Annotated in this window: 21 protein-coding genes, 1 tRNA gene and 1 pseudogene; 15 read left to right on the forward strand and 8 right to left on the reverse strand. The window is 62.7% G+C overall.

The genetic code is table 11. The annotated features are described in order from the left end of the window. Positions 1-119: 119 nt before the first annotated feature. A complete protein-coding gene (locus D0C15_RS16820; RefSeq protein ID WP_116046404.1) occupies positions 120-1,235 on the reverse strand; it encodes a helix-turn-helix domain-containing protein in 1,116 nt (371 codons plus the stop codon). Between the two features lie 282 nt (positions 1,236-1,517). Between D0C15_RS16820 and D0C15_RS16825 the strand changes: the two genes are divergently transcribed. The 5 genes from D0C15_RS16825 (at position 1,518) to D0C15_RS16850 (ending at position 8,367) form a co-directional block, all read left to right on the forward strand. Next, positions 1,518-2,507, forward strand: coding sequence for a CBASS oligonucleotide cyclase (locus tag D0C15_RS16825; RefSeq protein WP_211323227.1), 990 nt, complete (start codon positions 1,518-1,520; stop codon positions 2,505-2,507). A gap of 2 nt (positions 2,508-2,509) precedes the next feature. Continuing rightward, complete coding sequence (locus D0C15_RS16830; RefSeq protein ID WP_116046407.1) at positions 2,510-3,022, forward strand: HORMA-1 domain-containing protein; 513 nt, start codon at positions 2,510-2,512, stop codon at positions 3,020-3,022. Next, complete coding sequence (locus D0C15_RS16835) at positions 3,019-3,927, forward strand: AAA family ATPase (RefSeq protein WP_116046410.1); 909 nt, start codon at positions 3,019-3,021, stop codon at positions 3,925-3,927. Before D0C15_RS16830 ends, D0C15_RS16835 begins: the two co-directional genes overlap by 4 nt. Next, positions 3,924-5,393 carry an SAVED domain-containing protein gene (locus D0C15_RS16840; protein WP_116046413.1) on the forward strand — a complete coding sequence of 490 codons (1,470 nt, stop codon included), beginning with the start codon at positions 3,924-3,926 and terminating at the stop codon, positions 5,391-5,393. The genes D0C15_RS16835 and D0C15_RS16840 overlap by 4 nt, the downstream gene beginning before the upstream one ends. Positions 5,394-7,155: 1,762 nt before the next feature. Beyond that, positions 7,156-8,367 (forward strand): tyrosine-type recombinase/integrase, encoded by a 1,212-nt coding sequence (locus D0C15_RS16850; RefSeq protein WP_116046415.1) that lies wholly within the window; start codon positions 7,156-7,158, stop codon positions 8,365-8,367. Between the two features lie 278 nt (positions 8,368-8,645). Here D0C15_RS16850 and D0C15_RS34145 read toward each other — a convergent pair. Further along, a tRNA-Ser gene (locus tag D0C15_RS34145) sits at positions 8,646-8,707 on the reverse strand. Positions 8,708-9,586: 879 nt separating this feature from the next. Here D0C15_RS34145 and D0C15_RS16855 point away from each other — a divergent pair. The 8 genes from D0C15_RS16855 (at position 9,587) to D0C15_RS35740 (ending at position 19,311) form a co-directional block, all read left to right on the forward strand. After that, positions 9,587-11,131 carry a DUF3375 family protein gene (locus tag D0C15_RS16855; protein WP_091675998.1) on the forward strand — a complete coding sequence of 515 codons (1,545 nt, stop codon included), beginning with the start codon at positions 9,587-9,589 and terminating at the stop codon, positions 11,129-11,131. Continuing rightward, a complete protein-coding gene (locus D0C15_RS16860) occupies positions 11,124-11,915 on the forward strand; it encodes a DUF4194 domain-containing protein (RefSeq protein WP_091675996.1) in 792 nt (263 codons plus the stop codon). The genes D0C15_RS16855 and D0C15_RS16860 overlap by 8 nt, the downstream gene beginning before the upstream one ends. Next, positions 11,908-15,288, forward strand: a complete 3,381-nt coding sequence (locus D0C15_RS16865) for an ATP-binding protein (RefSeq protein WP_091675994.1) — start codon at positions 11,908-11,910, stop codon at positions 15,286-15,288. The genes D0C15_RS16860 and D0C15_RS16865 overlap by 8 nt, the downstream gene beginning before the upstream one ends. After that, positions 15,275-16,507 carry a Wadjet anti-phage system protein JetD domain-containing protein gene (locus D0C15_RS16870; RefSeq protein ID WP_162830107.1) on the forward strand — a complete coding sequence of 411 codons (1,233 nt, stop codon included), beginning with the start codon at positions 15,275-15,277 and terminating at the stop codon, positions 16,505-16,507. Before D0C15_RS16865 ends, D0C15_RS16870 begins: the two co-directional genes overlap by 14 nt. 109 nt (positions 16,508-16,616) lie before the next feature. Further along, on the forward strand, positions 16,617-17,033 hold the full coding sequence (locus D0C15_RS16875; RefSeq protein WP_116046421.1) for a hypothetical protein: 417 nt from the start codon (positions 16,617-16,619) through the stop codon (positions 17,031-17,033). Positions 17,034-17,492: 459 nt separating this feature from the next. Continuing rightward, entirely contained in the window at positions 17,493-18,005 is a 513-nt protein-coding gene (locus D0C15_RS16880; RefSeq protein WP_116046424.1) for a TIR domain-containing protein, read from the forward strand. Then, the gene (locus D0C15_RS16885; RefSeq protein WP_143101910.1) at positions 18,002-18,859 is read left to right on the forward strand and encodes a macro domain-containing protein; all 858 of its coding nucleotides are present in this window, start codon (positions 18,002-18,004) and stop codon (positions 18,857-18,859) included. The genes D0C15_RS16880 and D0C15_RS16885 overlap by 4 nt, the downstream gene beginning before the upstream one ends. Next, positions 18,859-19,311 (forward strand): HIT domain-containing protein, encoded by a 453-nt coding sequence (locus tag D0C15_RS35740; protein WP_091675983.1) that lies wholly within the window; start codon positions 18,859-18,861, stop codon positions 19,309-19,311. The genes D0C15_RS16885 and D0C15_RS35740 overlap by 1 nt, the downstream gene beginning before the upstream one ends. 23 nt (positions 19,312-19,334) lie before the next feature. Here the strand turns inward: D0C15_RS35740 and D0C15_RS16895 are convergent, their stop codons facing one another. Further along, positions 19,335-19,841 carry a TIR domain-containing protein gene (locus D0C15_RS16895; protein ID WP_091675980.1) on the reverse strand — a complete coding sequence of 169 codons (507 nt, stop codon included), beginning with the start codon at positions 19,839-19,841 and terminating at the stop codon, positions 19,335-19,337. 65 nt (positions 19,842-19,906) lie between these two features. Next, complete coding sequence (locus D0C15_RS16900; RefSeq protein WP_211323228.1) at positions 19,907-20,725, reverse strand: DUF1883 domain-containing protein; 819 nt, start codon at positions 20,723-20,725, stop codon at positions 19,907-19,909. A 1,021-nt stretch (positions 20,726-21,746) separates the two neighbouring features. On the opposite strand from D0C15_RS16900, the pseudogene D0C15_RS35745 reads away from it, so the two are divergent. After that, a pseudogene (locus D0C15_RS35745) lies at positions 21,747-22,067 on the forward strand (transposase domain-containing protein); the annotation flags it as partial. Positions 22,068-22,317: 250 nt separating this feature from the next. Then, positions 22,318-22,911 carry a transposase gene (locus D0C15_RS34740; protein WP_211323229.1) on the forward strand — a complete coding sequence of 198 codons (594 nt, stop codon included), beginning with the start codon at positions 22,318-22,320 and terminating at the stop codon, positions 22,909-22,911. Positions 22,912-22,955: 44 nt separating this feature from the next. On the opposite strand, the gene dmpG is transcribed toward D0C15_RS34740, so the two are convergent. From dmpG to D0C15_RS16925, 4 genes are read right to left on the reverse strand one after another with little or no spacing between them, the layout of a single operon-like run. Continuing rightward, entirely contained in the window at positions 22,956-23,975 is a 1,020-nt protein-coding gene (gene dmpG, locus D0C15_RS16910; protein ID WP_020501042.1) for a 4-hydroxy-2-oxovalerate aldolase, read from the reverse strand. Beyond that, positions 23,972-24,913 carry an acetaldehyde dehydrogenase (acetylating) gene (locus D0C15_RS16915; RefSeq protein ID WP_116046425.1) on the reverse strand — a complete coding sequence of 314 codons (942 nt, stop codon included), beginning with the start codon at positions 24,911-24,913 and terminating at the stop codon, positions 23,972-23,974. Before D0C15_RS16915 ends, dmpG begins: the two co-directional genes overlap by 4 nt. Next, entirely contained in the window at positions 24,910-25,737 is an 828-nt protein-coding gene (locus D0C15_RS16920) for a 2-keto-4-pentenoate hydratase (RefSeq protein WP_075849220.1), read from the reverse strand. The genes D0C15_RS16915 and D0C15_RS16920 overlap by 4 nt, the downstream gene beginning before the upstream one ends. Positions 25,738-25,753: 16 nt before the next feature. Further along, positions 25,754-26,317: a flavin reductase family protein gene (locus D0C15_RS16925; RefSeq protein ID WP_091675978.1), complete on the reverse strand. Its 564-nt coding sequence runs from the start codon at positions 26,315-26,317 to the stop codon at positions 25,754-25,756.

Here is a 26,317-nt window from a genome sequence, read left to right on the forward strand (position 1 = left end):
TGTCGTGTCGACCACAGAAGTATCTTCCACCACGGGCAGACCAGCGTAGGTAGCACTGACGCTGGAGCTGCTGACATGAAGATCGCCTGCCGACCTCTGCAAGTTACACACCGACAAGTTCAAAACTCCACACGAGGCCGTTCGCTGATATCCCTGTTGAGCAGAGTACGAACGTCCGCTTTGGGAAGCCCTGAGCGGTGGATAAACTCAGGGAATGAGACGCCGGTCGTTTCCGTGAGTTCCAGCGCGCGTCGTAGGAGTACCGGAGCCTCCGGGTTTCCCAGCGGGCCAGGCTCTACCTTGCGCCATCCTCGCACGGACAAGGCTTTCCATGCCTGCGCGTAAGTGTGCTCACTCATGACCCCGAGCGTCTTTGCCCTGACCAGCAGGGCCGCAAGTGAGACGTGCCACTTTGCCTTCAGGCGGAGAAATGTGGGCCAGTCGAGTCGGGCCGGAAGTTCGGGTTTGATGTCGTCGGCTGGCATGAGGAATGCGGCGGCGAACTCGTTGGCTTGATTCTCGGTAGCCTTGTCGCCGATTTGGCCATTGATGCCATGTAGGACGAGATGTCCTAGTTCGTGGGCTGCGTCGAAGCGTGAGCGGTCGCGCAATCCCTTGTCGGCTCCGAGAGCGACCACCGGCCTGTCAGGGAAGTCGACGCAGAATGCATCGACTTTCTCGATGCTGACACGGAAGCGAACAACGACTATCCCGTTCATTTCGAGCAGTCTCACGACGTCCTGAATTGGACCACGAGGCACGTTCCAGTGGCTTCGCGTCTGTGCCGCGGCGTGTTCGATATCGGTGGCTTGTAGAGGCTGTCCTTCGTCGGCAGGAACGCGCGGCAGGTTGAGATCCGGCAGCGCGACGTATTTTTCGAGCTCGAGTGCGAGTTCCCGTGTGAGGTGCACGTAGGCCAGTGCTTGTTGGCGATCTCGAGGAGAGGTGGACCTGAGGCTTCGGAAGAATCCGTTGAGCTGCTCCTGAGCAGGGGGACGGGCAGGGGCGGCGAAGAAAGACGGTGGCACGCGTAGCGCCACCGAGAGCCGACGCAGGGTCGATGCGGCGGGCCGGGTGTGCCCGTTCTCGAACTGGCTGACCGAGGCCGCCGTGACGGAGCCGACTTCTCGAGCCAGTTGCACCTGGGTAAGCCCTCGAAGCTCGCGCGCCATCCGCAGTCTGGCCCGGTCGAACAGGGCCGCGATGTCGCCGGGGTCCAATTGCGGGTCGTTCACGTCTTGTCTCCGCGCCAGTCCACGTCCGCTGGTGAGCGGACGATTCTCGATCTTGATCGGTCCGCTCGCATCTTAGGCATACCTTGGTTACCACTGAGTCAAGTTGCGTCCACTTCCGCCGACACGCCCGGGTGAGATGTGGCGACTCGGCGGCAATCTTCGCCGTGTACTCTACCTGAAACCAAGAAGATGATGCTCAAATCTGAGGCAATCGCACTCGGGGGATGGAGTCGTAGAAGTGAGGGTTCAGGAGTGCGCGGGGGACTTCAGGGGGTTGTGGACGTGACGCCGACGATCACGCATGCCGACGTGGCGGCCTTCGCGGAACGGGCGGTGAACCTGCCGCGCCAGACCGCGATCGACAGGCGAAAGCAGGTGAACACACTGCGCGACCGGCTGACGTCGCACATCGCGGACAACCCCGGGTTTTCGCTGGTGAAGATGCTGCACGCGGGCTCGGTGGCCAAGGGGACGGCGCTACGTACATTCAACGACTTCGACGTGGCGATCTACGTCAAGCGCGACGACGCCCCCGTCGAGGAAGCCGAACTGGTGGAGTGGATCAGCGCACGGCTCCGTGCGGCGTACAAGGGACTGCTCGACCCGTCCCAGATCACGCCGGGCACGCACTGCGTGAACGTCCACTTCAAGTCCACCGGCACCGATGTCGATGTCGTGCCGGTGCTCTACGAAGGCGACGCGGATGATCGCGGTTACCTGATCGCCAAGGACGCCGTTGACCGGACCGACTGGTTGCTCACCAGCGTCCGGCTGCACCTCGACTTCGTTCAGGTCCGGAAGAATGACTGTCCTGACGACTGGGCACAGGTGGTGCGCCTGGTGAAGTGGTGGGTCCGCGAGCAGGTCATGAGCAGCCCTCCGAGAGACAAGTTCCGGTTCAAGTCGTTCATGATCGAACTGCTCTGCGCGCACCTTCTGGATACCGCGCGCGTCGACTTCACCGACTACGCCACCGCGTTGGAGGGCTTCTTCGACTACATCGTACGCACGGAGCTCGGCGAACGGATCGCGTTCGACACGTATTACCCGGCGTCGGACCTGCCGAACACACGGGTCGGGGAGATCGAGATCTTCGACCCGGTCAACCCGGCGAACAACACCGCCCGCCTGTATGAGCACCGGGACCGTGTTCGGATCGTGGACGCGGCCGAGGCCGCCCTGGACGCCATCACCGAGGCGAGCTTCGCCACGACGAAGGACCAGGCCGTGAAGTGTTGGCAGGTCGTGCTCGGCAGCAGGTTCCGGGGGTAGCCATGACCACCTCCTACACGCGCTCAGAGTCCGCGACCTACAGCCTGACCTCCGCCAAATACGTCGCCTCGAAGATCGCCACCGATCTGCGGCAGGTGCAACGCTACTACGGCCGCCCCTCCGACACCGACATCGCGGACTACGCCTTGGAGGCGGCGCTGCTGTCCCACGGCGACTACGTCGACAAGGTCATCTACGGCTTCCAGCGTAACGGGGCCTGGGTTCCCGTCACGCTGGAGTACACCAGCGCCAACGGAACCCTGGTTGCAGACGATCGCGCAGGCGGGATCGACCGCCACGCCGACACCAGCGGCACCGTGTTCACCAGCTTCCTGCACTACAGCTCGAAATGGTCCCAACTGACCGGCACCGACCGGGACAACTTCACCGAACTGCTGCCCTTCACTCGCGCCAACGCCCCCGCCCCCGGCTACACGGGCGGTTACCACACCTCCGACCGCACCTACTCGGCCCACGGGACGGGATTCACCAGGAGCACCTACCGATCACTATGACCACCAGCAACGATCTGTTCGAGGACGACCTCGACCTCCCTGATCCCCTCGCCCAGCAGCGCTACGCACGCTTGATCGGGCTCGACCACGTCAAGACCCGTCTGGCCAAAGAAGCCGAACTGATCCTGCAACCGCACCTGTTGCGTGAGTGGAGTCTCCGCGCCCACGACACCGTGCTGCCCGCAGTCGACCGGCTGACTCACCGACCGCCGCTGATCATCTTCGCTGGCGACGTCGGCACCGGGAAAACCACCCTCGCGGAGACCTTCGCCGACACCATCGCCCGTCGGCACCGCATCGACGTGCGCGTCAAGCGGCTGAGCCTGCGCGCCCGCGGCACCGGCGCCGTCGGCGAAATGACCCGGCTGATCGGGACCGCATTCGACGTCGTACTCGACGAGGCCCGCGCCGCCGGTTCGACACGACCCACCATCCTCGTCATCGACGAGGCCGACGCCCTGGCCCAATCCCGCGAAGCCAGCCAAATGCACCACGAGGACCGAGCCGGGGTAAACGCGCTGATCCGCGGCATCAGCCAGATCGCCACCGAAGCACCCGGCGTCCTGGTCATCATGTGCACCAACCGCATCGGCGCCCTCGATCCCGCGATCCGTCGCAGGGCCGCAGCCGAGTTCGATTTCGTCCGCCCCCACGACGCCCAGCGCGCTGCCATTCTCACCGCTCTTTTCGAGGGAATTCACCTCAGCCCGTCGAACCTGGATCACCTGGTAGAGCTGACCGGACCAGACGGGCGCGGATACGGCCACACCTACTCCGACCTGGTCGACCGAGTGCTCGCCGCGACCTGCCTGGCCGCCTATCCCGACAATCCCATCACCGCCGAGCTCATCGCCGAGCAAGTCCGCACCTGCCCACCAACGCCTCCGTTCACGGCCCAGTCATGAAGCAGGTGCCAGCCGCCACCCGTCCAAGTGCAAGCGGCGCCCGCCTGACCGGCGACGACGTCCAGCACGCCGTGGCCTGGCACGCCGCCCTGCGCACCCTGGTCCCGCACACCGGGATCCAAGCCGTCACCGTCGAAGCCGCCCACGTCGGCAACGTCGACGACGTCGTGATCACCAAAGACCCCGGCCCCAACGACTACCTCCAGGTCAAGGCGACGGTGTCCGCACAGCGAGCCGCGACACTCGACTGGCTGTGCGAACCGACCCGAACCGGCGGGGCCAGCATTCTGCAACGGTTCCACCACGCATGGACCGATCTCTCTCAGAACGAGACGCACCCCCAGTTGACCCTGGTCACCACCCGCTCCATCGACCCCGCCGACCCGGTCCTGACCCTGCGAGATCGCCACGACAGGCTTGGCGAGCGACTCCAACACACAACGACGGCTAACGCACTCGCGGCCCGCAGCCGCCTCATTGACCACCTGAGCTGCACCGACGACGAACTGTTCGCCTTCCTCGCCGACCTGCGGCTGCGCACCGATGCCTCAGAAGCCGTCTGGCGAGACCATGTGGCCGAGATCAGCTACGCCGCCGGCGTCCGCGCTGACGACACCGCCTTCCGCCTCGGTATCACCGAAGTCCGGGAATGGGTCAAGACCAACCGGGTAGAGAGAACAGCCAGTGACGTCCGGGATGCGGTTGACCGGCTCGGGCTCCACGCCACCGAACCGTTCACCATCCTCGCCATCAACTCCCTCGACGACCACACCGCACATCCCGACGCCGCGATCAGCGTCAACTGGGTCGACCGGTTCCGCGGCAGCGAGGCCCGCAACCGCCGCGGCTTGAAAAACCCGCAGGAATGGGAAACCGTCCTCCGCCCACAACTTGTTGCAGCTCAGCGCACACTGCGCAGCCTCCGCGCACGCCGCATCCTCATCACCGGCACCATGCGGCTTCCCACCTGGTTCACCGCCGGAGTGATGTTCCAGGAAACTGCAGGGTTCACCCCGGCAAAGATCAAAGACGGGCAACTCTGGACCCTCCCAACCGGCCACGTCGCCCCCGCAGCGATCTCCCTGTCCCGCCCTCTCACCGACCTGCCAGCCGGACAGGATGTTGCTCTAGCCGTCGCCATCTCCGCCGACCTGACCGCCGACGTCCACCAGCACCTCGCCTCAACTGGCCATGACATTCCCCTGCTGATCGTCCGGCCATCCACCGGCACGTCCAACACGAGCATCGCCAGCTTGGACCACGCCTTCGGAGTGGCACTCGCCATCCGCGACCTCGCCCGCGAGATCGCCCGCACCCTCAGACCCCCAGTTCTACATCTCTTCCTCGCCACACCCGCCGGATTTGCCGTCCTCCTCGGCGGAATCTGGGACCGAGTCCCCACCACTCAGACCTACGAAGACCTCGCAGCCAATGGCTACGAACCAGCCTTCAGCATCCCCAACTAGAGCCCGTATGTGTCGTTTGGTGGACGAAGCCGATACCTCATGCCGTCACAAGTGCCTGTGACCACCTTGACCCAATAGAACGTAGATCCACATCGATCAGATTGAGTCGGAGCCCGGCCCCCGGCCCCGTGACCGCGGGCGTCCCCAAGAGCTTGGGTGAGACGCTGGATGACTGGATCTCCCTTCGCTGAGAACGTCCGACAAGGAGATCGCGGAGTTCATCGGCTTGTCGCTGGACAAGGTCCGTCATCACAGGCGGGTGATCCCGGCCATTCGGAAGTAGGACACGCCTCTGGCAGTCGATGCAGCCGTGGGGCGGGACCATCGTTCCCGCCCCCACGTGGCCGTCACACGCGCAGAGCAACTCCAAACGCGACTCGACTACCAGGTTGCCGGCACGAAACCGCTGGTCATCCCTGTTCCCATACTTGGTACTCCCTCCCCGAGGTCCGGCCCTCCGCAGAACGATCTCGCGCAGGTTGGTGCCCTCCCCGAGGTCCGGCCAGGGCGGCGGCACGTACCGAAGTCACCAATCGACAGGAGGGAATGGCGCCGCCACTGGGCTCCCAACAATGCCTCGACCTCCGAAGGATGGCGCGGCAACTGCATCTGACGAGCTGCGCTCCTCCGTGGCGGTACCCGCCCCAGGCTCCTCACCAGCATCGTCTCGTCGTCTCCGCTGGTGGCGATCCGAGGGGTCTGCTGCAATCGCGCGTCTCAGCAGGTCACAGAAGAGGCAACCGGACATGGGCAGCAGTCATCCCTGCCCGGCGTCAGCATCTCTGTCCTAAGCGAACGACCTCACCCATGATCCAGCCGACACACCGTCACCAACATGTTGGCCAGGTACACCTAGCGTCCCGTAGGAAGCCAGGAGCATTCGCAGGGCAACGCCCGCGGAGCGCAGGCGACCTCGCACGCTCGTCGTGGGTTCGACATCCACGTCGTCCGCCGATCGAGGCAACGCGGCCCCGTCACCACACCACACACATCGGTGGGAACTCATCCCACGACGACCCACTGGCTTTATTCTTAAGACCTAGCCTGGGAGGCCGTCACCGACACTGCCGTTTCGAACACCGTGAAGGTACTTCATTGGCCGGCAGGGCAAGCGCACTCTTTGTAACGTTTCGGCATATACATGTCTCCAAATGAGCTGTTTCTCGGTATTGCCCGGCGAAACCGACAACCGCGCATGCGGCGTTGTACCGCTCACGGAGGCCATCGTCATGATCGACCGTTCGGGTCCCGTTGCCCCGCACAACCAGAATTCCGTCCACGGGTTCGGTGATGTCGTTCCGGCTACGCCGGGAGCGTCGCTGCCAATTCCCGGCTCCGACTCCGACTCAGCATTGACGGACCGCAACGGTGCCGCCGCTGGCGGCGAGGCTTGGCCGTCGTGTCCGCAGCTTCTCTTCACCCCGGCTGAGGCGGGTGAGCTTCTCGCTGTGAAGGAGTCCTGGCTACGACGCCAAGCTGGGATGCGTGCGATTCCGTGCACGTTGCTGGGGAAGCACTTGCGTTTCTCGCGAACCGACCTGGAGCAGATCGCCGCAGCGGGCCACCGTCCCAGCGTTACGCACCCACGGCGTGGCGGCCGACGGACACGCCGGCCATCCCGGTCATGATTCGCGGCAACCATCGAGTCTTTTCCTTGTACGCCAGAGATTTTCCGCGGCATCGGGTTGCTCTCTGTCGGTTGTGGAGCGTCCATGGATGTCGTTGTGATCGTGACCCCCTCACCTTTGCGAAAGAGTTCACCATGCCCTGGGCAGAACAATCAGCAGACACCACCTGGCGCGTGCGGTATCGGCGCGACGACGGCACCATCGGCTCCATACCCGGCTTCCCCACCAGCACCGCAGCCAACGACCACATCGCCGACATGGAGGTCGCTCAACGCCACGGAACCTGGATCGATCCGGCCGCCGGGCGGATCACTGTGGCCGTCTGGGCGCCGGACTGGCTCGCCTCACTCGACATCGATCAGCGCACCGAGGAGAACTACCGCAGCTTCCTCACCAAACACGTCCTCCCTCGCTGGGGCAGCACCGCGCTGGCCGACATCACCAACCTACAAGTCCGTACGTGGGAGAAACACCTCCGCGCCTCCGGCCTGGCGAAGACCACTGTCGACAGCATCATCAAATGCTTCTCCCTCACCCTCGGCGACGCCGCCGACGAGAAACTCATCGCCGCCAACCCCATCCACGCCCGCCGCCGCGGGCGCCGCCGCCGCGCCCACCGCACGCCACGCAAGGTGTGGGCGGAGCCCGCCGAAGTCCTGCAGATCGCCGACCAGATTGCCCGGATCTACGGCCCCGCCGGCGCCGTCCTGTTCGTCACCGCGGCTTGGACGGGCGCACGCTGGGGCGAACTCGTCGGACTGCAACGCCACCACTTGCACCTCGTCGACGGCGACACCGGATTCCTCGTCGTCGACCCCGACCACGGCGCCCTGCACGAACCCAACCGGGGGCCGCTCTACCTCGGACCACCCAAAACCGAGGAGTCCGCCCGCACTATCACCCTGCCCCCGTTCCTCGTACCGCTGCTCCGCGCCCACCTGGCCACTCACAGCCACCCGCACGTATTCGTCACCCCGAACCACGACCTTCACCGCCGCAGCAACTTCAGCCGCCGCGCCGTCCGCCCCGCCGCCGACGGCAACACCCACATAACTAACCCCGCCCACCGGCTCCACCCCATCAAACCCGGCCTGACCTTCCACGGCCTGCGCCACAGCCACAAAACCTGGCTCATCGACGATGGCGTCCCCGAAATCGCCCAAGCCCTCCGCCTCGGCCACGTCCTCGCCGACAAAGTCCAACAGACCTACTCCCACGTCGCCACCGCCGTCGAACAACGACTCCTCCACGGCCTCCAAACCCGCTGGAACAAAGCCCTCGCCGACAACACCACCCCACCCGAAAACACCACCTGGCGCACAACCACCTCACCCCAGCAGTCATGAAACGCAGCCCTCAGCCGCCCACGGGCCAGCGCCGGCGCACGGCTACCCCACCGCACCGAAGGTCAACGCCCAAAACGCCTCAACAGAACCACCCATACGGGCGACCGAGGTGGAGCAGTTCTGGTGACCCCATTTCGCCCGGAACCCCACACTGCTCCAGTTTTGCTCCACCTACTGAACAGTAACTGAAGCGGAATCCACAATGGACGAATTTACGGTGCACCTAAAAACAACGCCCGGCCTGCGACAACACGCAGACCGGGCGATCATGAAAGCTGTGGAGCTAAGGGGACTCGAACCCCTGACCCCCTCACTGCCAGTGAGATTAGGGCTACTCTCCGTTCGCAGGTCAACGGTAGCAAGACGAGAATCCGGTAGTCAAACGTTGCCCTTGATTGCCGTTGGCACCGTTTCCATGCCGTTCAACACGCCCGTGTGCTCCAGGGTTGCTCCAGGCATAACCGCGTGAAGTCCGGCACTCCATCGTCATCAACCGTGGCTACGCTGCTCTGTCTTTGGGGCCGTTACAGTAGTTCATCGCGGATCTTCACGGCCGATCAGGCCGCACCAGTGGTCGATCGCTGCACATCGCCAGACTGCCCTACTGGCCCGGCTTGACATCATCTATCCCCTGCGCCAGACCGCGCTCGACGGAGATGCACTGCAACCGTCACCTCCACTCTTCCACCCGTGCGGGTTCGTTGCCAGCAGGGCGATCCCTCAGCACCCTCGGCGCTTCCATCCTCAGGCGCGTAGCGATCAGGACCGGCAAAGCCATCGAGATACACGACGCGGCCGTCTTTCGAGGTGAAACCTGTCTTGAAAGCGAACATGACGGATCTACGCCGCAAGATGCCGTGCTTGAGCACTGCACCGGTCTGTGTTGGAAGAACTTGTCGTTCGACGTCATCGCACCCACCGTGATCACCAGTACCACTAGTCGGCACCGAAATCACCACCACCATCAGCAATACCGCCAACGGACCCGCGCCCGAACCCGCTCAAGTAACACTGGAGGCCGCGAGCGCGACTTATTCGGTGAATCTCATCGTGTTGATCATTGCCTAGGATGTGTGTGTCACACAAATGGAGTAGCCGTCGCACTTCGCAACACGACGATATTGGGTTCGACGCACGAGATTGTCGGACCTCGTGTCTACAGTCAGAAAGCGGTCACCGACTGGTGCCCTGTCCGGTGACGCGGGAAGGTAACTGAGGCGTGGCGAAAACGTCGGCTGAGCACCTTTTTCACGAGTTCCGCACCAGTGCTACAGCCGACGTGACGATGTCGTTGCTGCGGTCACAGGACGCGTTGCTCCACCTGGCCTTGATGGCGGCTCACCTGGGGGACGGTCAGGTGGTCGATGGGCAGACGCTCACCGCCCAGATGGACGCCGATCTCCCCGCGTTACTGCGCAGTAATGTTTCCACTGGTGATCAGGCTGCAACGGAGGTAACCCTGGATGCCGACACGCTGCTGACCCGCTGGACCAAGAAGGGATGGGTGTATCGCAGCGTTGATCCACAAACTCGCGTTGAGCGCTACCAACTGGCCTCGGGGGCAGGACAGGCCGTGCGGCAAATGCGCAACCTGCAGCGGCAGACCTCGATTGCCACCGAGTCGGCCCTATCGATGGTGATGGCCGAGATGAGGCAGATCGCTATCGAGGCGAACCCTGATCCAAACGCCAGGCGAAGCGTGCTGAAGGAACAGCTCAAGGTCCTCGTTGCCCAGCTCGACGCGCTGGACAGGGGCGAATCCCCGGAGGTCAATCACGCGAACCTCGTCGATAAGGTCGGCACGCTCGCTCAGCTGGTGGAACGTATCCCTCCGGACGTCGCCCGGTACGGCGAGCAGATGCACGCCAACACCGCGGCACTGCTGCGGCAAAGTCTGAGCGACGACCCTGCTCAGTTCGCCGAGTCGCTGCAACGGATGTTCGACGGGCACAACGTCATCGCCGAGTCTCCGGAAGGGCAGGCCTTTCGAGCCTTCGCCACCGTCGTCGCTGTCCCCACCCAGCGGGCGCAGCTGGAGTCGGACATCGCCGAGATCGTGAGCCGCGTCAATGGGTTGCCATCACATCTGGCCGAACTCTTGGATGGGTTCATCGACGCGGTGTGGTGCCGGGTCCAAGAGGTGGAGGACACCCGCGCGGTGGCCTTCCGCCGCATGAGTAACTTCGTCCGCGGAGGGGACATCCTGCACTACCGAAGTATGAGCACCCGGATCAACGAAGCTCAGGCTTCGGCGGCGGAAGCCTTCCAGCGCACGCACGGCGGCCGCGATATCGGGTTCGTCGTCCCAATGAGCGGGGTGCAGACCAAATCGGTAGGTCGTGTGCGGCTTGATGACGGCGACTTCGCATTGCCTGACCCGGTGACCGACTCCAGCGGTGAATTTGAGATCGATCCCGCCACGCTGCTCGGACAGGAATCTATCGACTGGGCCGCACTACGCTTGGCAGTGCACTCGGCGATGGATGCCCGAAGCGGCTTCGCCACCCTCTCCGAGGTGCTCGAAGAGCTGACCAAGCCGCGCACCGGGGACATCATCGGCCTTTGGTCACTGGCCACCCGTTTCGGGGACGTCGATGACACCGCGCGAACCACAGTCTGGGCTCACACACGGCGCGGTCGACGAGAAATCACCGTCCCCTATCTGGTGTTCGGCGAACTGATTCCCGACCTCGTCGCCCCGCCCGCGCACCGTCCACCGCTGTGGTCTCAGCCCACTCTTCTAGAAGGTGTCGCCGATGACTGACACCGACATTCCACCGTTCGGGGATGTGTTCTCCGACGACCTGTTCGACGAGGACGATGGTACGACCACCACCCAAGTCGCACTTGATCCGTCAGACGTGTTCGACGATACCCACGACGGCATCGGGTCCCGGATCAGCGACGGAGATCTCCACCCGCGTTTCGTGGGCGACAGCAGCGAACTACCCGCCGAAGTGTGCTGGGCACTGCAGGAACTGGTCGCCGCCCCGCACGTCACCGACAAGTCGACGAGACACTGGCCGATCGTACTGCAGTTCGAGGACGTACTGCGCCGCCGACTGTCAGAGCTCGGTCTCATCCTTGAGGTAAACCGAGACCACCGGTACGCCTTCACCCGACAGGCCGACGATCCCAGTCCCCACAGCCGCACGCTCCTGCGAACCAGGACGCTCAGCCTCGCAGCCAGCACGCTGGCGCTGTATCTGTACCACCAATACGTGATCTCCCCGGACAACCCGATCGTCGAGACCGCGGACATGATCGACCACATGATGGCCTACAAGCGGGCCGACGACACGGACGAGGCCAACTTCCAGAAGAAGATCAAATCAGCGATCAAGGCACTCGACGACGCGGTGATCATCAAACCGATCAAGAACACCAGTCGCTACATCATCTACGGCGTGATCACGTCCATTCTCACCGCGGAACGGGTCGCCGCACTCGATCAGCGATACAAGGCGATCGCCCGGGGCAAATTACCCCACGGAGCCGACACCGACCCGACCACGAACACCCCAGCAGAAGAGGACAAGGATGCCTGAAACCGTCAACGGCAGCCGTACTATTCACCTGGGCCAGTTCCGCATCACCCGGTTGCAGGTTATCAACTGGGGCACCTTCTGCGGCTACAAAGACTTCCCCATAGACGAGCGCGGGATGCTACTTACCGGTCCGTCCGGGTCAGGAAAGTCCTCCCTCATGGACGCTCACTCCATCGCACTCCTACCCACCAACGACCATCGGTTCAACGCCTCAGCGGACCTGACCGCCCGCGGCGCCAAACAGGGCACCCGCAGTGTCACCGACTATGTTCGCGGCGCCTGGTCAGAGAACGACGACGAGCACGAACAGTCCCACGTGCAGTACCTGCGCGGCGGGAAAACGACCTGGTCAGCAGTCGGCGCCACATACGAAGACGGACTGGGGGCGGTCACCACCGCAGTCGTAGTCAAGTGGTTCACCGGCGCCGAAACCGACGGCGCTTCGATAAAGACGATGCACCAACTACACGACGGGCACTTCGATCTCAGAGTCCTCGAGACGTGGGCCGCGCAGGAGTACAACACACGCTGGCTCAAAGCCACGTACCCGGCGGACTATCCCGATAACCAAGCGAACTATATGCGCGCCCTGGCCAAACGCGTTGGACTCGGCACCTCGAAAACTGCTCTGTCGCTGCTGGGTAAGGCCAAATCCATGAAGAACGTCGGCGACCTGAACCAGTTCATCCGCAGCAACATGCTCGACACTCCAGTGACATTCGGCGCAGCACAGAAAATGCTTGACTCGTTTACCCCGCTCAACGCCGCATACGAAACCGCGCGCCGAGCGCACACACAGGAACACGTGCTGCGCGACGTACCCGAGTACTGGACTAAATACCAGAAATCCCGCGAAACGGGCAACCGCGCCGCAGCCCTTCTCGGCGCTCCCATGGACCACTATCTCCGCGAGGTGCACCTACGAGTGCTCCAAGAGGACATGGACCGTCTGGACCTAAACATCGACGCCTTGGACCGTCGGCTCACAGGACAGGAACAGGCCAAGAACGACGCTTACCAGAGCTTCATTTCGCTCGACCAACAGTTGCGCCGAGAAGGACAGGCCATGCAGGAACTCAAGGTCCGCCTGCAGGCCGCGAAAGACGAGGCCACAGCTCGCGAGAGCGCATACGGGTTTTACGCCAGCCACGTCACCAGGCTGGAACGGCGGTGCCCCGAGGATGAACCCGCCTTCACCGCACTGCGTGAGGAAGTACCGGAGATCCTGCACCAGGCACAAGCCGACAAGAAAAAGATCGAGCCAGACCGGCACACAACGTTCGCCGCCCTAGCAGACACGCGTCGGCTACACGACTCGAAAGCCGCCGAGCTACTTGCCTTGCAGACCGCAGGATCGCTTATCCCGCAACGAGAAAGTAAGCGCCGAGAGTACATCGCGCAAGCCACCAACGTCCCGGTGTCCGACCTGCCATACGCGGCGGAGCTGATCGATATCGTGGACGGGGAGGAGCGATGGCGCCCCGCCGCGGAGAAGGTACTGCGCAACTACGCCATGCGGATGCTGGTGCCCGACGTCCACAAAGATGTCGTCCGGGAGTTTATCGACAACAACAACATGGGCGGCATTGTCGAGTACAGCGTAGTGACGGCGACCTCGGCCCACCGACATCAACCACCCGTTGACGTTCTGGCGGGCAAGCTCACTGTAGACACCAACCATCCCAGTGGACCGTGGCTGGCTGGGCAACTGGCGCGTCAGTTCGAGCACAAGTGCGTCGAAACGGCCCGCGATCTAGAACAACACCGGATAGCCGTGACCGTCCGCGGCACGGTCAAACTACCGGGCAATCACTATCGCAAGGACGACCGACCGGAGCTAACCAACCCTTCATCGTACGTTCTCGGCGCCAATACCGCGGCCAAGCGCGCAGCCCTCGAGATCGAGGTCACCGAACTGGCCGTGGCCAAAGAACAAGCCCTCGAGGCGGCCGACGAACTCGACGTGAATTACCGGAACCTGGAGTCCAGGATCACGGCCGCGACCCAGATCGCCGACTACGACACCTGGGCTCAGCTGGACCACTGGACATCCAAGCGCAATGCCGGGGATTTTGAACAACGGATCGACGAGATCAAGGCAAGCAATGTCGACCTGCAACGACTGGAACGAGACCGCGACGACGCCGAGACCACCTGGACAACCGCGTCGGAACTCTGTTCAACCACCAAATCCAAGATTACGGAATACGGCCAGCAGCACACACAGCTGCTCAGCACCTATGAACACGAACTACCCAAACCACACACCATCGCCGACGACGAAGATCGTACTTACCTCGACCGCATATTCGCCGACATCGAAATCCCCGTTAACCCGGCAGCAATGCGGCAGGTTCGCTCCGCGTTCGGCAAGGCACTCGAACGCCACCGCGACCTTGCCGAAGCCGACGGCAAATATTCCTTCACGAAGGTCAAGACAGCCGTGGACCGCTTCCTGGAGTCTTGGCGAGACTTTGCCCCAGATGCCAGCGGTGACATCGAACGTTCGGGAGGCGACTTCGCAGCCCTGCACGAAGAGATCGTCCAACGACGACTGCCCGAAGCGATGTCACAGTTCCAGCAGATCATTACCGAGGACATGGTCCCGTCCATCGGTATGCTGCAACGAGAGATCGAAAATGCTGCCACCGACATCAAACGTCGCGTTTACATGGTCAACGACGGACTCCGGCGAGTCAAGTTCAACCCGGACACCCACCTCCAAATCGCATTCAAAGCAAACCCCTCCAACGATGTCAAGGAGTTCCAGCGCAAGGTGGACGCCTTGCTGAGCAACGCCCCAGCCGCACAGCGGGACGCACATAAAGCGTTGGCACAGTTCAAACGTGTGCGTGAGTTGATGACCCGATTCACCGCAGACGACGCAGCGTCGCGCCAATGGCGCAGCAACGTGCTAGACGTGCGCACCAGCTACGCCTTCTACGGCAGAGAAGAGAATTCCCATGGGATCACCGTGTACACCTATCGCAACACCGCCAGCAATTCCGGTGGCGAACAGGAAAAGTTAGTCGCATTCTGTCTGGCCGCCGCCCTGAGCTACAACCTGGCGGACGACGACTCCGACGGCCGCCCACGGTTCGCGCCGTTGATGCTCGACGAAGCGTTCAGCAAGTCCGACGAGACCTTCTCCGGACAGGCCTTGTCGGCCTTCGACGAGTTCGGGTTCCAGTTACTCATCGCCGCACCCATCCGCATGTCCGGCATCGTTGAACCCTTCATCGGGCAGGCGATCCTCGTCGAAAAGCGCATGACCACCGAGGGAAGCCACTCCAACGCGGCCATGGCCACCTTCGGCGACCTTGCGGTTCGCCGCACTGACGAGTCGGACGGAGGCACGGGTGCGGCAGCCTGACGACGTCATCGAACAACTGCGCAGGCGCTTCGTCCAAGAGTACCCGGACTGGGCCCGGCAAACGGGGACTTGGCCGATACGAATCAGCCTTCAGCCACCGACTACAACACAACGATCAGCCGACCCGATCGCCTGCCACACCTGGGCAGAGCAATGGCGTGCCTACAAGGGCCCCGGAGTGATCGAATACACCAGCTCGCGGTTCCCCACCGGCACACACAAGATGCCGAAAACACTGGTGTTGGGTCACCCGCGCGAAGTGGCGGCCGCCCACGCCGACACCCAACAAACATGGCAGCGCTGTGGGAGACGTCTGACCTCGCTGTACCACAGATTCCCAGAGGCCCAGTTCACCGGCATTATTCGCCGCCTCAACGACATGGGCGAGCGCGACTACCTGCGATTAGTCACGACAGTCACTTGGCTGCAAGCCAACCCAACATCCGGGATGCTGTTGCGCCAGCTGCCCATCGAAGGCATCGACACTAAATGGCTCGCCAAAAACGCCCACCTCGTACTCGCCCTACTCGGCACCAGCGACGCCGCCGACGACGAAACAACACCCGTGCCTCGGCGCAGACGCCTACACGAACGGCTCGGACTGCGCATTCCACCAGACCTCGTCCAGGTCGCCTTACTCGACCCCGCACTACGAGCGCAACTGGCGGGCATGCGTCACCTAGCTGCCAGTGTCGAAGACCTCAACCGATGGCAACACGTACCCAGCACCGTGGTGATCTTGGAAAACAAAGAAACCGGATACGCAATAACGGAGGACCACACCGATGTCGTCGTACTCCACGGCCACGGCTTCAGTGTCTCCTACTACGCTCAAATCGCCTGGGTGCGAACCGCTCGACGAGTCATCTATTGGGGAGACATCGATGCACCTGGACTCCAATTCGTCAACGATCTACGTGGCTACGGTATCGCCGTCAACACAACGCTCATGGACATGACGACACTGGAAGAGTTCCGACACCTCTCAGTCGACGGTGCAGGCCCTCAACGCAAATCGCTTCCCCATCTCACCGACACCGAACAACAACTGTACGAGCATCTAGTCGACCACGCCGCCAATCATGACAACGGACTACTTCTCGAGCAGGAACGCATCCCCTGGCCCCATGCACACCGTGCACTGGCCACAGCAATAGGAAGCGCTCATGACTCAACAGACGCTCAACGAGAAAAACTCGGCAGACCGACTACGAAGTGATCTTCGATCCAGTCCCGTCATAGTCTCAGGCCCCTCTTGACCTCATGATGTAGCGGTACCCACCTCCCAAATCGGGACAACCAGCAACATCACACTCTCGAAGGTCGTCATGGCATGGGCCGAGCAATCAGGACAACATTCGTGGCGGGTCCGCTACCGGCAGACCGCGGGCGGCACAAGTTCAGTGGGCGGATTCCACAGCGCCGAGGACACCCACGCCTACCTCTCCGACATGACCACCAACCGGCGGCGCGGTGCCTGGATCGACCCCGCCGCCGCCCGGACGCCCCTCGCCGACTGGGTCCAGCGCTGGCTACCCGCCCTCGACCTGGACCGCGTCTGCCGTCCAGCGGCAGCGTGGGTCCGGCGATCCTGTCCGCAACCGGACCATGTGGCCGCGAAACCACGCATCGAGCCCGGGGCACCGGCCGGCTCTGGCTGCAAACGTTCGGCGATCACGGGACGTGATCTGCGCCCTGGGCCGTCGCACAAGCGCTCACCACCAGTTGGGGTCGTCTATGCCTAACTCCTGCTGCATTCGACGTACGAGGATTTGAAAACGTTGCTCAAATTCATTGCCAGCCACGTGACTGTCCTCGATCACGAGATTACGTCGATGTGCAATCAAGAAGGAGGTGTCGCAAAAGAACTTTCGGAAGCCTTGACACTCGTAGTAGAGCGCCGGAGGGAGAACGAGGCAAAGTCGCGATAGCTTTGCCCGTAATTCTTCAGCGCCGGCAGGTCCGGTAGGTGACATGCGGATGTTTGGGCCTGACGAGTAGCGACTGTTCGTCGGGAATCTTTGACGATGGAGCGTCCGAAGGTGCATGACGAACGACGCGAAGCCCGTCCTACCCGTGCCGACAGGCTTCGAGATTGCTGGTTGACTCGGGTAGACTGGCGCGTCAGGCTGCGCGATGATCTTTGTGAGAGGCTGTCGTACGCAGCATTTCGGGAGTGATTCAACTAACGCAGGAGTAAGGGCTTGAGCTACCGGAACAAGACGTACGTAGCCTTCGCCAGCGAAGACATCCATTGCTATCGGATGATGGAAGCCTGGCGTGATAATGCGAACATCGACTTCTCATTCTTCGATGCCCACGATCTCTACGTAGCCCGCGATACTAGCTCGCGTGAACAGATCAAGCGCCGGTTGCGAGAGCGTATCTCAAACACTGCCAAGCAAGTTGTCTTGCTCGGGAGTAGTGCGGGTCGCCGCAAAGGCGGCGACGGATACTCGTTCTTGGCTTATGAAGTTGACACGGTTATTCAACTGGGGCTGCCGGTGGTTATCGTCAATCTGGGCGGAAGTCGTTCAGTCGAGAGAAGCTTTATTCCTCAGCCTTTTCTAGACGCCAACTACTACACTATGTCTGTCTCGTTTCAGCCCGCAATCATCAAGTATGCCCTAGATGAGTATGTGCCCGTCTTCAACGCCGGAGACGTGGCGGGCCCGCATTACTACAACCCGGATCACTATGCAAAGGTCGGCCTGTGAGTCGTCGACTATTGCGCGATCTGGGGACGTGGCGTTTCTGGGCTCGATTTGGACTGCGAGTCTTCGCGGTCGTCGGTGTCGAGGCGATGCTGCTTGGCCTGTTTGACGTCATTAAGCCGGACGCTATCTCCAAACTCAACTTTCCTGTGATTCTCGCGGTCGTGCTTATCGCATTGATCATCGGCGCAGTGCGTTCTTGGCCACGTCCCGTCGAGGAGAAGTACTCGGCACCCAAGACAGAGATCCGTTTAATCCCCGGCAACCTGTTTGAGTGCGCTGATAACTTAGTGATCGGGATGTCCAACACGTTTGATACGGCCGTGCCACATATTATCCAGCGCGGCAGTGTTCAGGGGCAGTTTCTGGAGAAGGTCTACAAGCAAGATCAAGACGCGCTCGATCAGGACCTGAACAGGGCGCTTGGTGGAGTTCAGTCATGTGGAACGATCGAAAAGCCAGGTAAAACGACGACTTACCCGGTAGGAACGATCGCCGTTCTACGTCATCATCGGACGCACTACTTTTGTGTTGCGTATTCGGCGATGGACAAGAACAACAATGCACAGGCCGACATCGACGGCTTGTGGCGCAGTCTTATGAACCTTTGGGAAGCCGTCCGCCAGACTACGAACGGTGAGGCGGTGGCTATACCTATCATAGGTGGCGGACAGTCCCGACTTTCCCAGGTTCTTCCCGCCCAGGACTCGATCCGATTTATTGCTCTATCGTTTATGTTCGCATCCAGACAAAAAAGAGTCTGTGAACGATTGGATATATTCGTGCGTCCAGAAGATCTGAATCGTATCGACATGCTTGAGTTTCAGGACTTCCTCACTTCGCTGAAACCGTCATAATGGCGACGGACAACATCGAAGCGCCTGAGGCTACTAGGTGCGCGTTCTGCGAGTATCTCTCTGGACTTCGTCCCTATACAATCCTTGGCTGCGACCGCTTGACTGCAACGCTTGTAACTCGGGAACAGCGCGGTATTTCTCATCTTCTCGTAGTGCCGCTGCGGCATTGCGAGACGATACTTGACCTTGAGGACAATGAGGCTGCGGCGCTGATGAAGGCCGTCAGGCAGGCGGCGCGAGCGATAGATGCTGCCGACAAGAGGCCCGGGATTGCGGTGTGGCAGAACAATGGCGTTCCGGCTCATCAAACCATTCCGCACGTGCACTTTCATGTCGCAGGAACGCTTCCCGGGGGGGATACCGAACGGGGGCGGGTCCGGGAGCTGTCCGTTGTCGAAACCGACCGAATTGCGACACGACTTCGCCCGTTCCTCCAAATGCGATCTGCGTGACGCGGTACGGAAGGATTGAAGGGTCAAAGGCCAAGGTTGATGTAGGTTTCGTCAACGTAACGAAATGTGCCGTTTAGTGCTTCCACTTTATTGCCATAGTAGTAGTCAGGCCAGTTGTCCAGAGCGTATTTTATGATCTTAGCCTCAAAGGAGATGTGAACAGCACCTTTGCCTCCTTCGATACTGGAGGGACAGCGAGCGGCGTCATATTGACGCATATCGTTGAGGTTCGCGACGATGATAGGTAGATCCAGGTAGCGAGCGTAACCGATCTCCCAAGGAATGTAACCGCGGATGTACTTCGTTCGCTCGCCGACCAGCAGAAGTAAAGTCTTCGAGTTTTGCATCCGAGCACGAAGTTGCACCTTGATTGACTCTGGCAGGCTGGAGTCACGCGCCATGTTAAGGTCATGAGCGTCGTGGAAGCCAAAGTCAATATGTTCGTTGTCGCGCCATGCCTTCAGGATGTTGTACCAGCGCATGTCCTCGTCGCCATCAAAGGCAACGTAGAGCTTGTTCCGATATGCCACTATTTCCACTCCTTGAGATCAGGCCTCCGCAAGGTGTCCAGGATGGTGCGTATCGGAAGTGTCATTCAACGTTCATCATTGACAGCATCCATTTCCGGGTCGATACCGTCAGGTCGAACGACCGCAGCGATCTCGTCGGCGATCTCCTCAATGGTGGACAGCGCGGTGTTACGGGCAATCTTGTCGACCAAGGACGGCGACTGCGCCATGACCTCATCCTTGGTGATCTCGTGCCAGATGGGCAGCAAGGTTTGCTCGCCGGACACCGATCGGCTGACGATGCCGTCCAGCTCGTACTGCGGCCAACCCTTGGCGAAGAACGACCGCGACAACACCACGATGCCGAACCTGCTCCGCGCTAGGCCGGTATCGATCTTGCGTCGCAAGCTGTAACCGATTCGCAGCTCGAAGTCGTCGAGCCATACCTCAACGCGGCGTTGCTGGAGAGCCTCGGCCAACGGCCGGGCCACAGTCGCCTTGTCCTCGCTGGCATGTGAGATGAACACGTCCCAGACGCGGCTGTCGTCACCATTGACGATTGGCGGAGCTTCGTGGCGGATGTTGGCGAGCGATCCGGCAGATGCCGAGCGGACTGTCGGTAGCGGCGGAGGCTCTACCGCCACGCTGGATCGCACCGAGTTCGCCCGCAGCCCCATGAGATCGACTGTGACGTACCAGTGACCGCTGCTGGGCACGGTGATCCGGAACGGGGAGCGCTTGGCCAGCCCGCCGTGGTAGCGATGCCGCTGACCGTTCTTGTACGCGCGCAGGTTGGTGCCGTTCATCAGGCGAACGTTTGCGCCTGTGTTCAGCGTTACGACCATGGTCGATCCACGCTGCAGGTTACCTAAGTTGTACTCCACGAACTTGGTACCCGTGGCCACGATGGGACCTCCTCTCCGAGACGTACGTCGCTCAGGAAGGCCAAGTTGAGGTCGTCCTCGTGATCGCGTGCCGTACTGCTCTTGAACCACTGCTTCTGGCAGGGGCTGTTGCCGCCGTGACGAGCGCCACGAGCGCTACAAGTCCAGCATGGGTAGCTGGTAGATCTGAGAACGACACGCGGGGGTATTTCCGCCGAGCTCGGGGCGTTTCGCGATAAAAAGGAACGGCGACGACACGGGCTTCGCAGCGTGCGTGGTGAACGTGGGCGGAAGCGGCGCAAGCACATCACCACGTCCAGTCACACACTCCTCCTATCACGAACTAAAACCATACCATTAGACATCGATCTGGCATGGTTTTAGTTCGGCACTCGCAGCTAAAAGATCGACTGAAGTGACTACCCCCGCTGCAGCCAAGTGTGCCGAGCAAGAGTCTTGAGCACGACAGAGCGAACGGAGACATAGAGGAGCCAGAACGGCCGTTCACAACCGTCAGCATGACCTTGAATTCGCCAAAGCCGCAGGTAGAAGCCCCTGCAATCGAAAGCCGTTTCAAGATCACCGGGATCTAACCATCGGGCTTTTAATCTGTGGGAATGCCGTGTCAGCGATTGTCGCATAGTGTCGCCCAGGGTTGATTTGTGCAGGTCAAACGGCATTTTTCGTCGGCGTTAATGCCGGGCAGTGTTGCGGTGTATCGGGCGCTCTGTGAGCAACGGAGCCCAATCGGAGACCGGCGGCTCACGCAAGCACCGTGCCGTCTACGAGCTGTGACTCTCGACGGCGCGCCGATGATGGCGGACAACCGGTCGTTCAGCGGTGGTGACGGCACCTTTCGACGGGGCTCTCCCCGATGAAGGTTGTGCCCGTGCTCGGCGCGTAGATGTCCACCGTGTTAGGTGGCGGCTGCTGTAGTCAAGGAATGTTGATTTTCGGCGTGTCGGGCCGGTGATGGGAGCGGAGCTTCGGTAAGAGAGGTCGTCCGCCAAAGACATCCTCGCCACCAGGAGCTCCGCTGAGCGTGAATTCTGTCATCACTCGTGTCATCACTGTAGCGGCGGGCCGGTCCGCGCCCGGTCATCTTGGTGAGCTGACCCAGCACCTGCCGTTCGAGATGGTCGATGAAGCACTGGCCGCCACCGGCACCACACAGTCCCGGCTGCGGGACCTGCCGTCGCGGGTGGTGATCTACCTGCTGCTGGCCGCTTGTCTGTTTCCCGAGATCGGGTATCCGGGTGTGGCGCAAACTCACCGCAGGCCTCTGGACGCTATCCGGACCGCGACACCGACCGCGGGTGCGTTAGCGCAGGCCCGCCGCCGGATCGGGGTCGCGCCGCTGCGGTGGTTGTTCGACCTGCTGCGCGGCCTAGCAGCCATACCGCGGCAGCGCGGACCCTGGTGGCGCGGGCTGCTGGTGTGCGCGATCGACGGCACCACCATGACCGTGCCCGACAGCCCGGCGGTGCTGACCCGCTTCACCAAGCAGGCTGGCAATCACGGCGGCACCGGCTACCCTCAGCTGCGCCTGCTGGCGCTGGTGGCCTGCGGCACCCGCAACCTCATCGACGCGGTCTTCGGCCCCACCACCACGGGTGAGACCACCTACGCTGCTGCGCAGTCTGCGGCCCAGGATGATCCTGCTGGCCGACCGAAACTTCGCCGCCAAAGACCTGATCGCCGACGTCGCCGCGACCGGGGCCGAGGTACTGGTGCGGCTGAAGAACGACCGCAAAATGCCGGTGCTGGCCCGCTACCGCGACGGCTCCTACCTGTCGACACTCGGCGCCGTGCGTGTGCGCGTCATCGAGGCCGAGATCACCATCCACGCCACCGCCGGCCACCACACCGGAACCTACCGGCTGGCCACCACCCTGCTGGACCACCACCGCTACCCGGCCGCCGAACTGATCCAGCTGTATCACCAGCGCTGGGAGATCGAGACCGCCTACCTAGAGCTGAAGTCGTCCATCCTGGACGGCCGCGTGCTGCGCGCTCGCACCCCCGGCGGAATCGAGCAGGAGGTCTATGCCCTGCTGGTGACCTACCAACCGCTGCGCATCGCCATGGCCGACGCCACCATCACCCAACTCGAGGTAGACCCCGACCGCGCCAGCTTCACCACCGCCCGGCACGCCGCCCCGCGACCTGGTGATCCAGGCTGCCGACGTCATCGCCGATGGTACTAGTCAGTGCCAAACCATTCACCTTCGGCGCACCCCTGAGTAGGACCTCACGGCTCGCCACGCCCGGCACCGGCCAGGTCAAGGGCGATGTCAATGATCATGTCCTCCTGCCCGCCGACCATACTGCGACGACCGACCTCCACGAGAATTGTTCGGGTATCCAGGCCGTATCGAGTGGCCGCCGCCTCGGCGTGGCGCAGAAAACTCGAGTAGACGCCCGCGTAGCCCAGGCTGAGGGTTTCCCGGTCCACGCGGACCTCGCGATCCTGCAACGGCCGAACGAGGTCATCAGCGGCGTCCATCAGCGGGAACAACTCGCACCCGTGCTCGAAGCCCATCAGATCGGCGACAGCGATGAAGGCTTCGAGCGGGCAGTTTCCGGCTCCAGCCCCCTGGCCGGCAAGTGAGGCATCGACGCGAGTGGCGCCGTTCTCCACCGCAACGACGCTGTTGGCGACGCCCAGGGCGAGGTTGTGGTGGGCGTGGATTCCCAGTTCCGTAGCGGAGTCCAAGCCGTCACGGTAGGCGCGGAAGCGTTCGCGCACATCGTCCATCGTCAGCCGCCCACCCGAATCGGTGACATAGACGCAGCAGGCTCCGTAGGACTCCATGAGCTTGGCCTGGCGAACCAACTCTGCGGGCTCGGCCATGTGGGACATCATCAGGAATCCCGAGACGTCCATACCCATTTCACGAGCGGCGCTGATGTGCTGAGCGGAGATGTCGGCTTCGGTGCAGTGGGTGGCGACCCGTACCGAGCGGACGCCCAGGGCATACGCCTGCCGAAGGTCGTGCAGCGTGCCAATCCCGGGCAGCAGCAACGTGGTCGGCACTGCTCGGCGGGCGGCGTCGCACACCGCCTCGATCCAGTCCCAGTCGGTGTGGGCGCCGACGCCATAATTGATGCTGGAACCGGAAAGTCCGTCGCCATGGGCGATCTCGATGGCCGCGACCCCGGCAGCGTCTAGAGCCGACGCAATCGCCCTGGCCTGCTCGACGGAGTAGCGGTGCCGGACGGCGTGCATCCCGTCCCGCAGGGTCACATCCTGGATGTACAACCGGTTCATCGGGCACTCCCTTCACCCGAGCGACGTGCGGCGATACGTTCGGCGGTGCCCAGCGCCGCAGAGGTCATGATGTCGAGGTTCCCGGCGTATGCGGGCAAATAGTGCGCGGCGCCTTCGACCTCCAGGAAGACCGACACCCTCACCGGAGCCGCGCCGCTTGGCAGCAGCGCGCGCAGTGGATCATCCACGGCGACCGCGTCGAACTGCACCTTCTGCTTGAGCCGGTAGCCGGGTACATAGGCCTGCACCCTGCCGACCATCGTCTCGACCGACGCCGTGATCGCCTCGGTATCATCGTCCGAGACCAGACAGTACACAGTGTCGCGCATGATCAGCGGCGGCTCCGCGGGATTCAGCACAATGATCGCTTTGCCTCGCTCCGCGCCGCCCACCTGTTCGATCGCCGCGGTAGTGGTCTCGGTGAACTCGTCGATGTTCGCTCGCGTGCCGGGCCCGGCGGACCGTGACGAGATCGAGGCAACGATCTCCGCGTAATGCACCGGCGTGACCGCGGCGACCGCCGCGACGATCGGGATCGTCGCTTGGCCGCCGCAGGTCACCATGTTCACGTTCGGGGCGTCGAGGTGAGCCTCCAGGTTGACCGGCGGCACAACGTAGGGACCTACGGCAGCCGGTGTGAGGTCGATGACCGTCCGGCCCAGCGCGCGCAGGACTTCATCGTGGTACTGGTGCGCCCCGGCGGAGGTCGCGTCGAAGACGTAGCGGACGTCGGTGAACTCGTCCAACCGCACGAGCCCGTCGACGCCTTCGTGTGTCGTCGCGAGCTTCAGCCGACGAGCGCGGGCGAGGCCGTCGGAATCCGGATCGATGCCGGCCATCGCGGCAATCTCGAGGGTTTCGGACAGCCGCAGTACCTTGATCATCAGGTCTGTGCCGATGTTGCCCGACCCGATGACGGCAACTTTCGCCTTGCTCACAGGGATTCTCCTTCGGCGGCGAAGACGACCCGTACCGAACCGAGTCCGGAGAGTTCGGCGTGAAAGACGTCGCCCGGCGCGGCGGCGACCATCGGCCCGAGCGCGCCCGTCAGCACCACGTCCCCCGCCCGCAGCGGGTCTCCTCGGCGGGCCAGCGTGGACGCCAGCCAGAGCGCGGCGTTGAGGGGGCTGCCGAGGCAGTCTGCACCGCTGCCCTCCGACACCACAGTGCCGTGACGAGACAACGTCATGCGCACCGACCGCAGGTCTACGCGGTCGAGCGTCACCCTGGTGCCGCCCAGCACGAACAGGCCGGACGAGGCGTTGTCCGCAACAGTGTCGACGATGGAGATATCCCAGGCGGCGATCCGACTGTCCACGATTTCCAGCGCGGCAACGGCGAACCCGGTGGCACGTACGAGTTCTGCCACGGTACAGCTGGGGTTCGGCAGGTCGTCGGTCAGGACGAGCGCAACCTCGGCCTCGACCTTCGGCTGCAGCAGCCGCTGGACGGGCACGAGCCCGCCGTCGGCCACGGCCATGTCGGTGAACAGCGCCCCAAAGTCGGGCTGCGCGACACCGAGCTGGCGCTGGACGGTGGGCGATGTCAAGCCGATCTTGCGGCCGGCCAAGCGTCGCCCCTCGGCCACGGCACGCTCGGTGTTCAGCCGTTGCACCGAGTAGGCGGCTTCGACGTCGCCGAAACTGAAAAAGTCGCGGACCGGCAGACACGGATTGCCGGTATCGATGGCGCCCTGCAGTAGATCCGCAGCTTCACGGACGGCGGCGCTCACGGCAGCCGCCTGGATGGGACGGGAGGACATGGGATACCTCCTGAATTCAGGCACCTGAAGGGGGACAGAACGGGGTCAAGCAGAAGCCGGACCAGGCGTCGGAGTACTCCGAGTCCGCCGCCGGGCTGAGCAGGTGGCGATAGCGTCCGGCGTAAAACACCAGCGGCTCTCCAACGCCGTCGGCGAGGTGGCGCACCTCGCCGACAAACAACGTGTGGTCGCCCACGGGGCGCGCTTCGACGATCTCCGCGCCCACCTGTGCCAACGCTCCCGGCACGAGGGGGACGTCGGCGTGGTCTTCGAACCGTGGTGCCAGGTCCGGGTCGGGCCTGCCGCTGAAGTGCTTGCTGACGGACTCCTGGTCCGCTGCGAGGACGCTGACGCCGTACACGCCGCTGGCCAGGAGGAGGTCGTGCATCTTCGCACGTTTGGCGATGGATACCACGACGAGGGCGGGCTCGAGGGACACTGACATGAACCCGTTCGCGGTCATGCAGTGCGGTCCCGCCGGGGTCGGCGTGCTGATGATTGTGATGCCGGTAGCGAACCGACCCATGGCGTCGCGGAACCGCCGAGGGTCAACGCTCGCCGCCGGCGCGGCGGTATCCAT

Source organism: Amycolatopsis palatopharyngis (genome assembly GCF_003385185.1).
GTDB classification, from domain to species: domain Bacteria; phylum Actinomycetota; class Actinomycetes; order Mycobacteriales; family Pseudonocardiaceae; genus Amycolatopsis; species Amycolatopsis palatopharyngis.

Coding starts and splice junctions, on each gene's coding strand:
- D0C15_RS16920 (WP_075849220.1), bottom strand. CDS start 25,737: ATGTCCTCCCGTCCCATCCAGGCGGCTGCCGTGAGCGCCGCCGTCCGT.
- dmpG (WP_020501042.1), bottom strand. CDS start 23,975: ATGAACCGGTTGTACATCCAGGATGTGACCCTGCGGGACGGGATGCAC.
- D0C15_RS16850 (WP_116046415.1), top strand. CDS start 7,156: ATGCCCTGGGCAGAACAATCAGCAGACACCACCTGGCGCGTGCGGTAT.
- D0C15_RS16860 (WP_091675996.1), top strand. CDS start 11,124: ATGACTGACACCGACATTCCACCGTTCGGGGATGTGTTCTCCGACGAC.
- D0C15_RS16840 (WP_116046413.1), top strand. CDS start 3,924: ATGAAGCAGGTGCCAGCCGCCACCCGTCCAAGTGCAAGCGGCGCCCGC.
- D0C15_RS16875 (WP_116046421.1), top strand. CDS start 16,617: ATGGCATGGGCCGAGCAATCAGGACAACATTCGTGGCGGGTCCGCTAC.
- D0C15_RS16925 (WP_091675978.1), bottom strand. CDS start 26,317: ATGGATACCGCCGCGCCGGCGGCGAGCGTTGACCCTCGGCGGTTCCGC.
- D0C15_RS16835 (WP_116046410.1), top strand. CDS start 3,019: ATGACCACCAGCAACGATCTGTTCGAGGACGACCTCGACCTCCCTGAT.
- D0C15_RS16865 (WP_091675994.1), top strand. CDS start 11,908: ATGCCTGAAACCGTCAACGGCAGCCGTACTATTCACCTGGGCCAGTTC.
- D0C15_RS16830 (WP_116046407.1), top strand. CDS start 2,510: ATGACCACCTCCTACACGCGCTCAGAGTCCGCGACCTACAGCCTGACC.
- D0C15_RS35740 (WP_091675983.1), top strand. CDS start 18,859: ATGGCGACGGACAACATCGAAGCGCCTGAGGCTACTAGGTGCGCGTTC.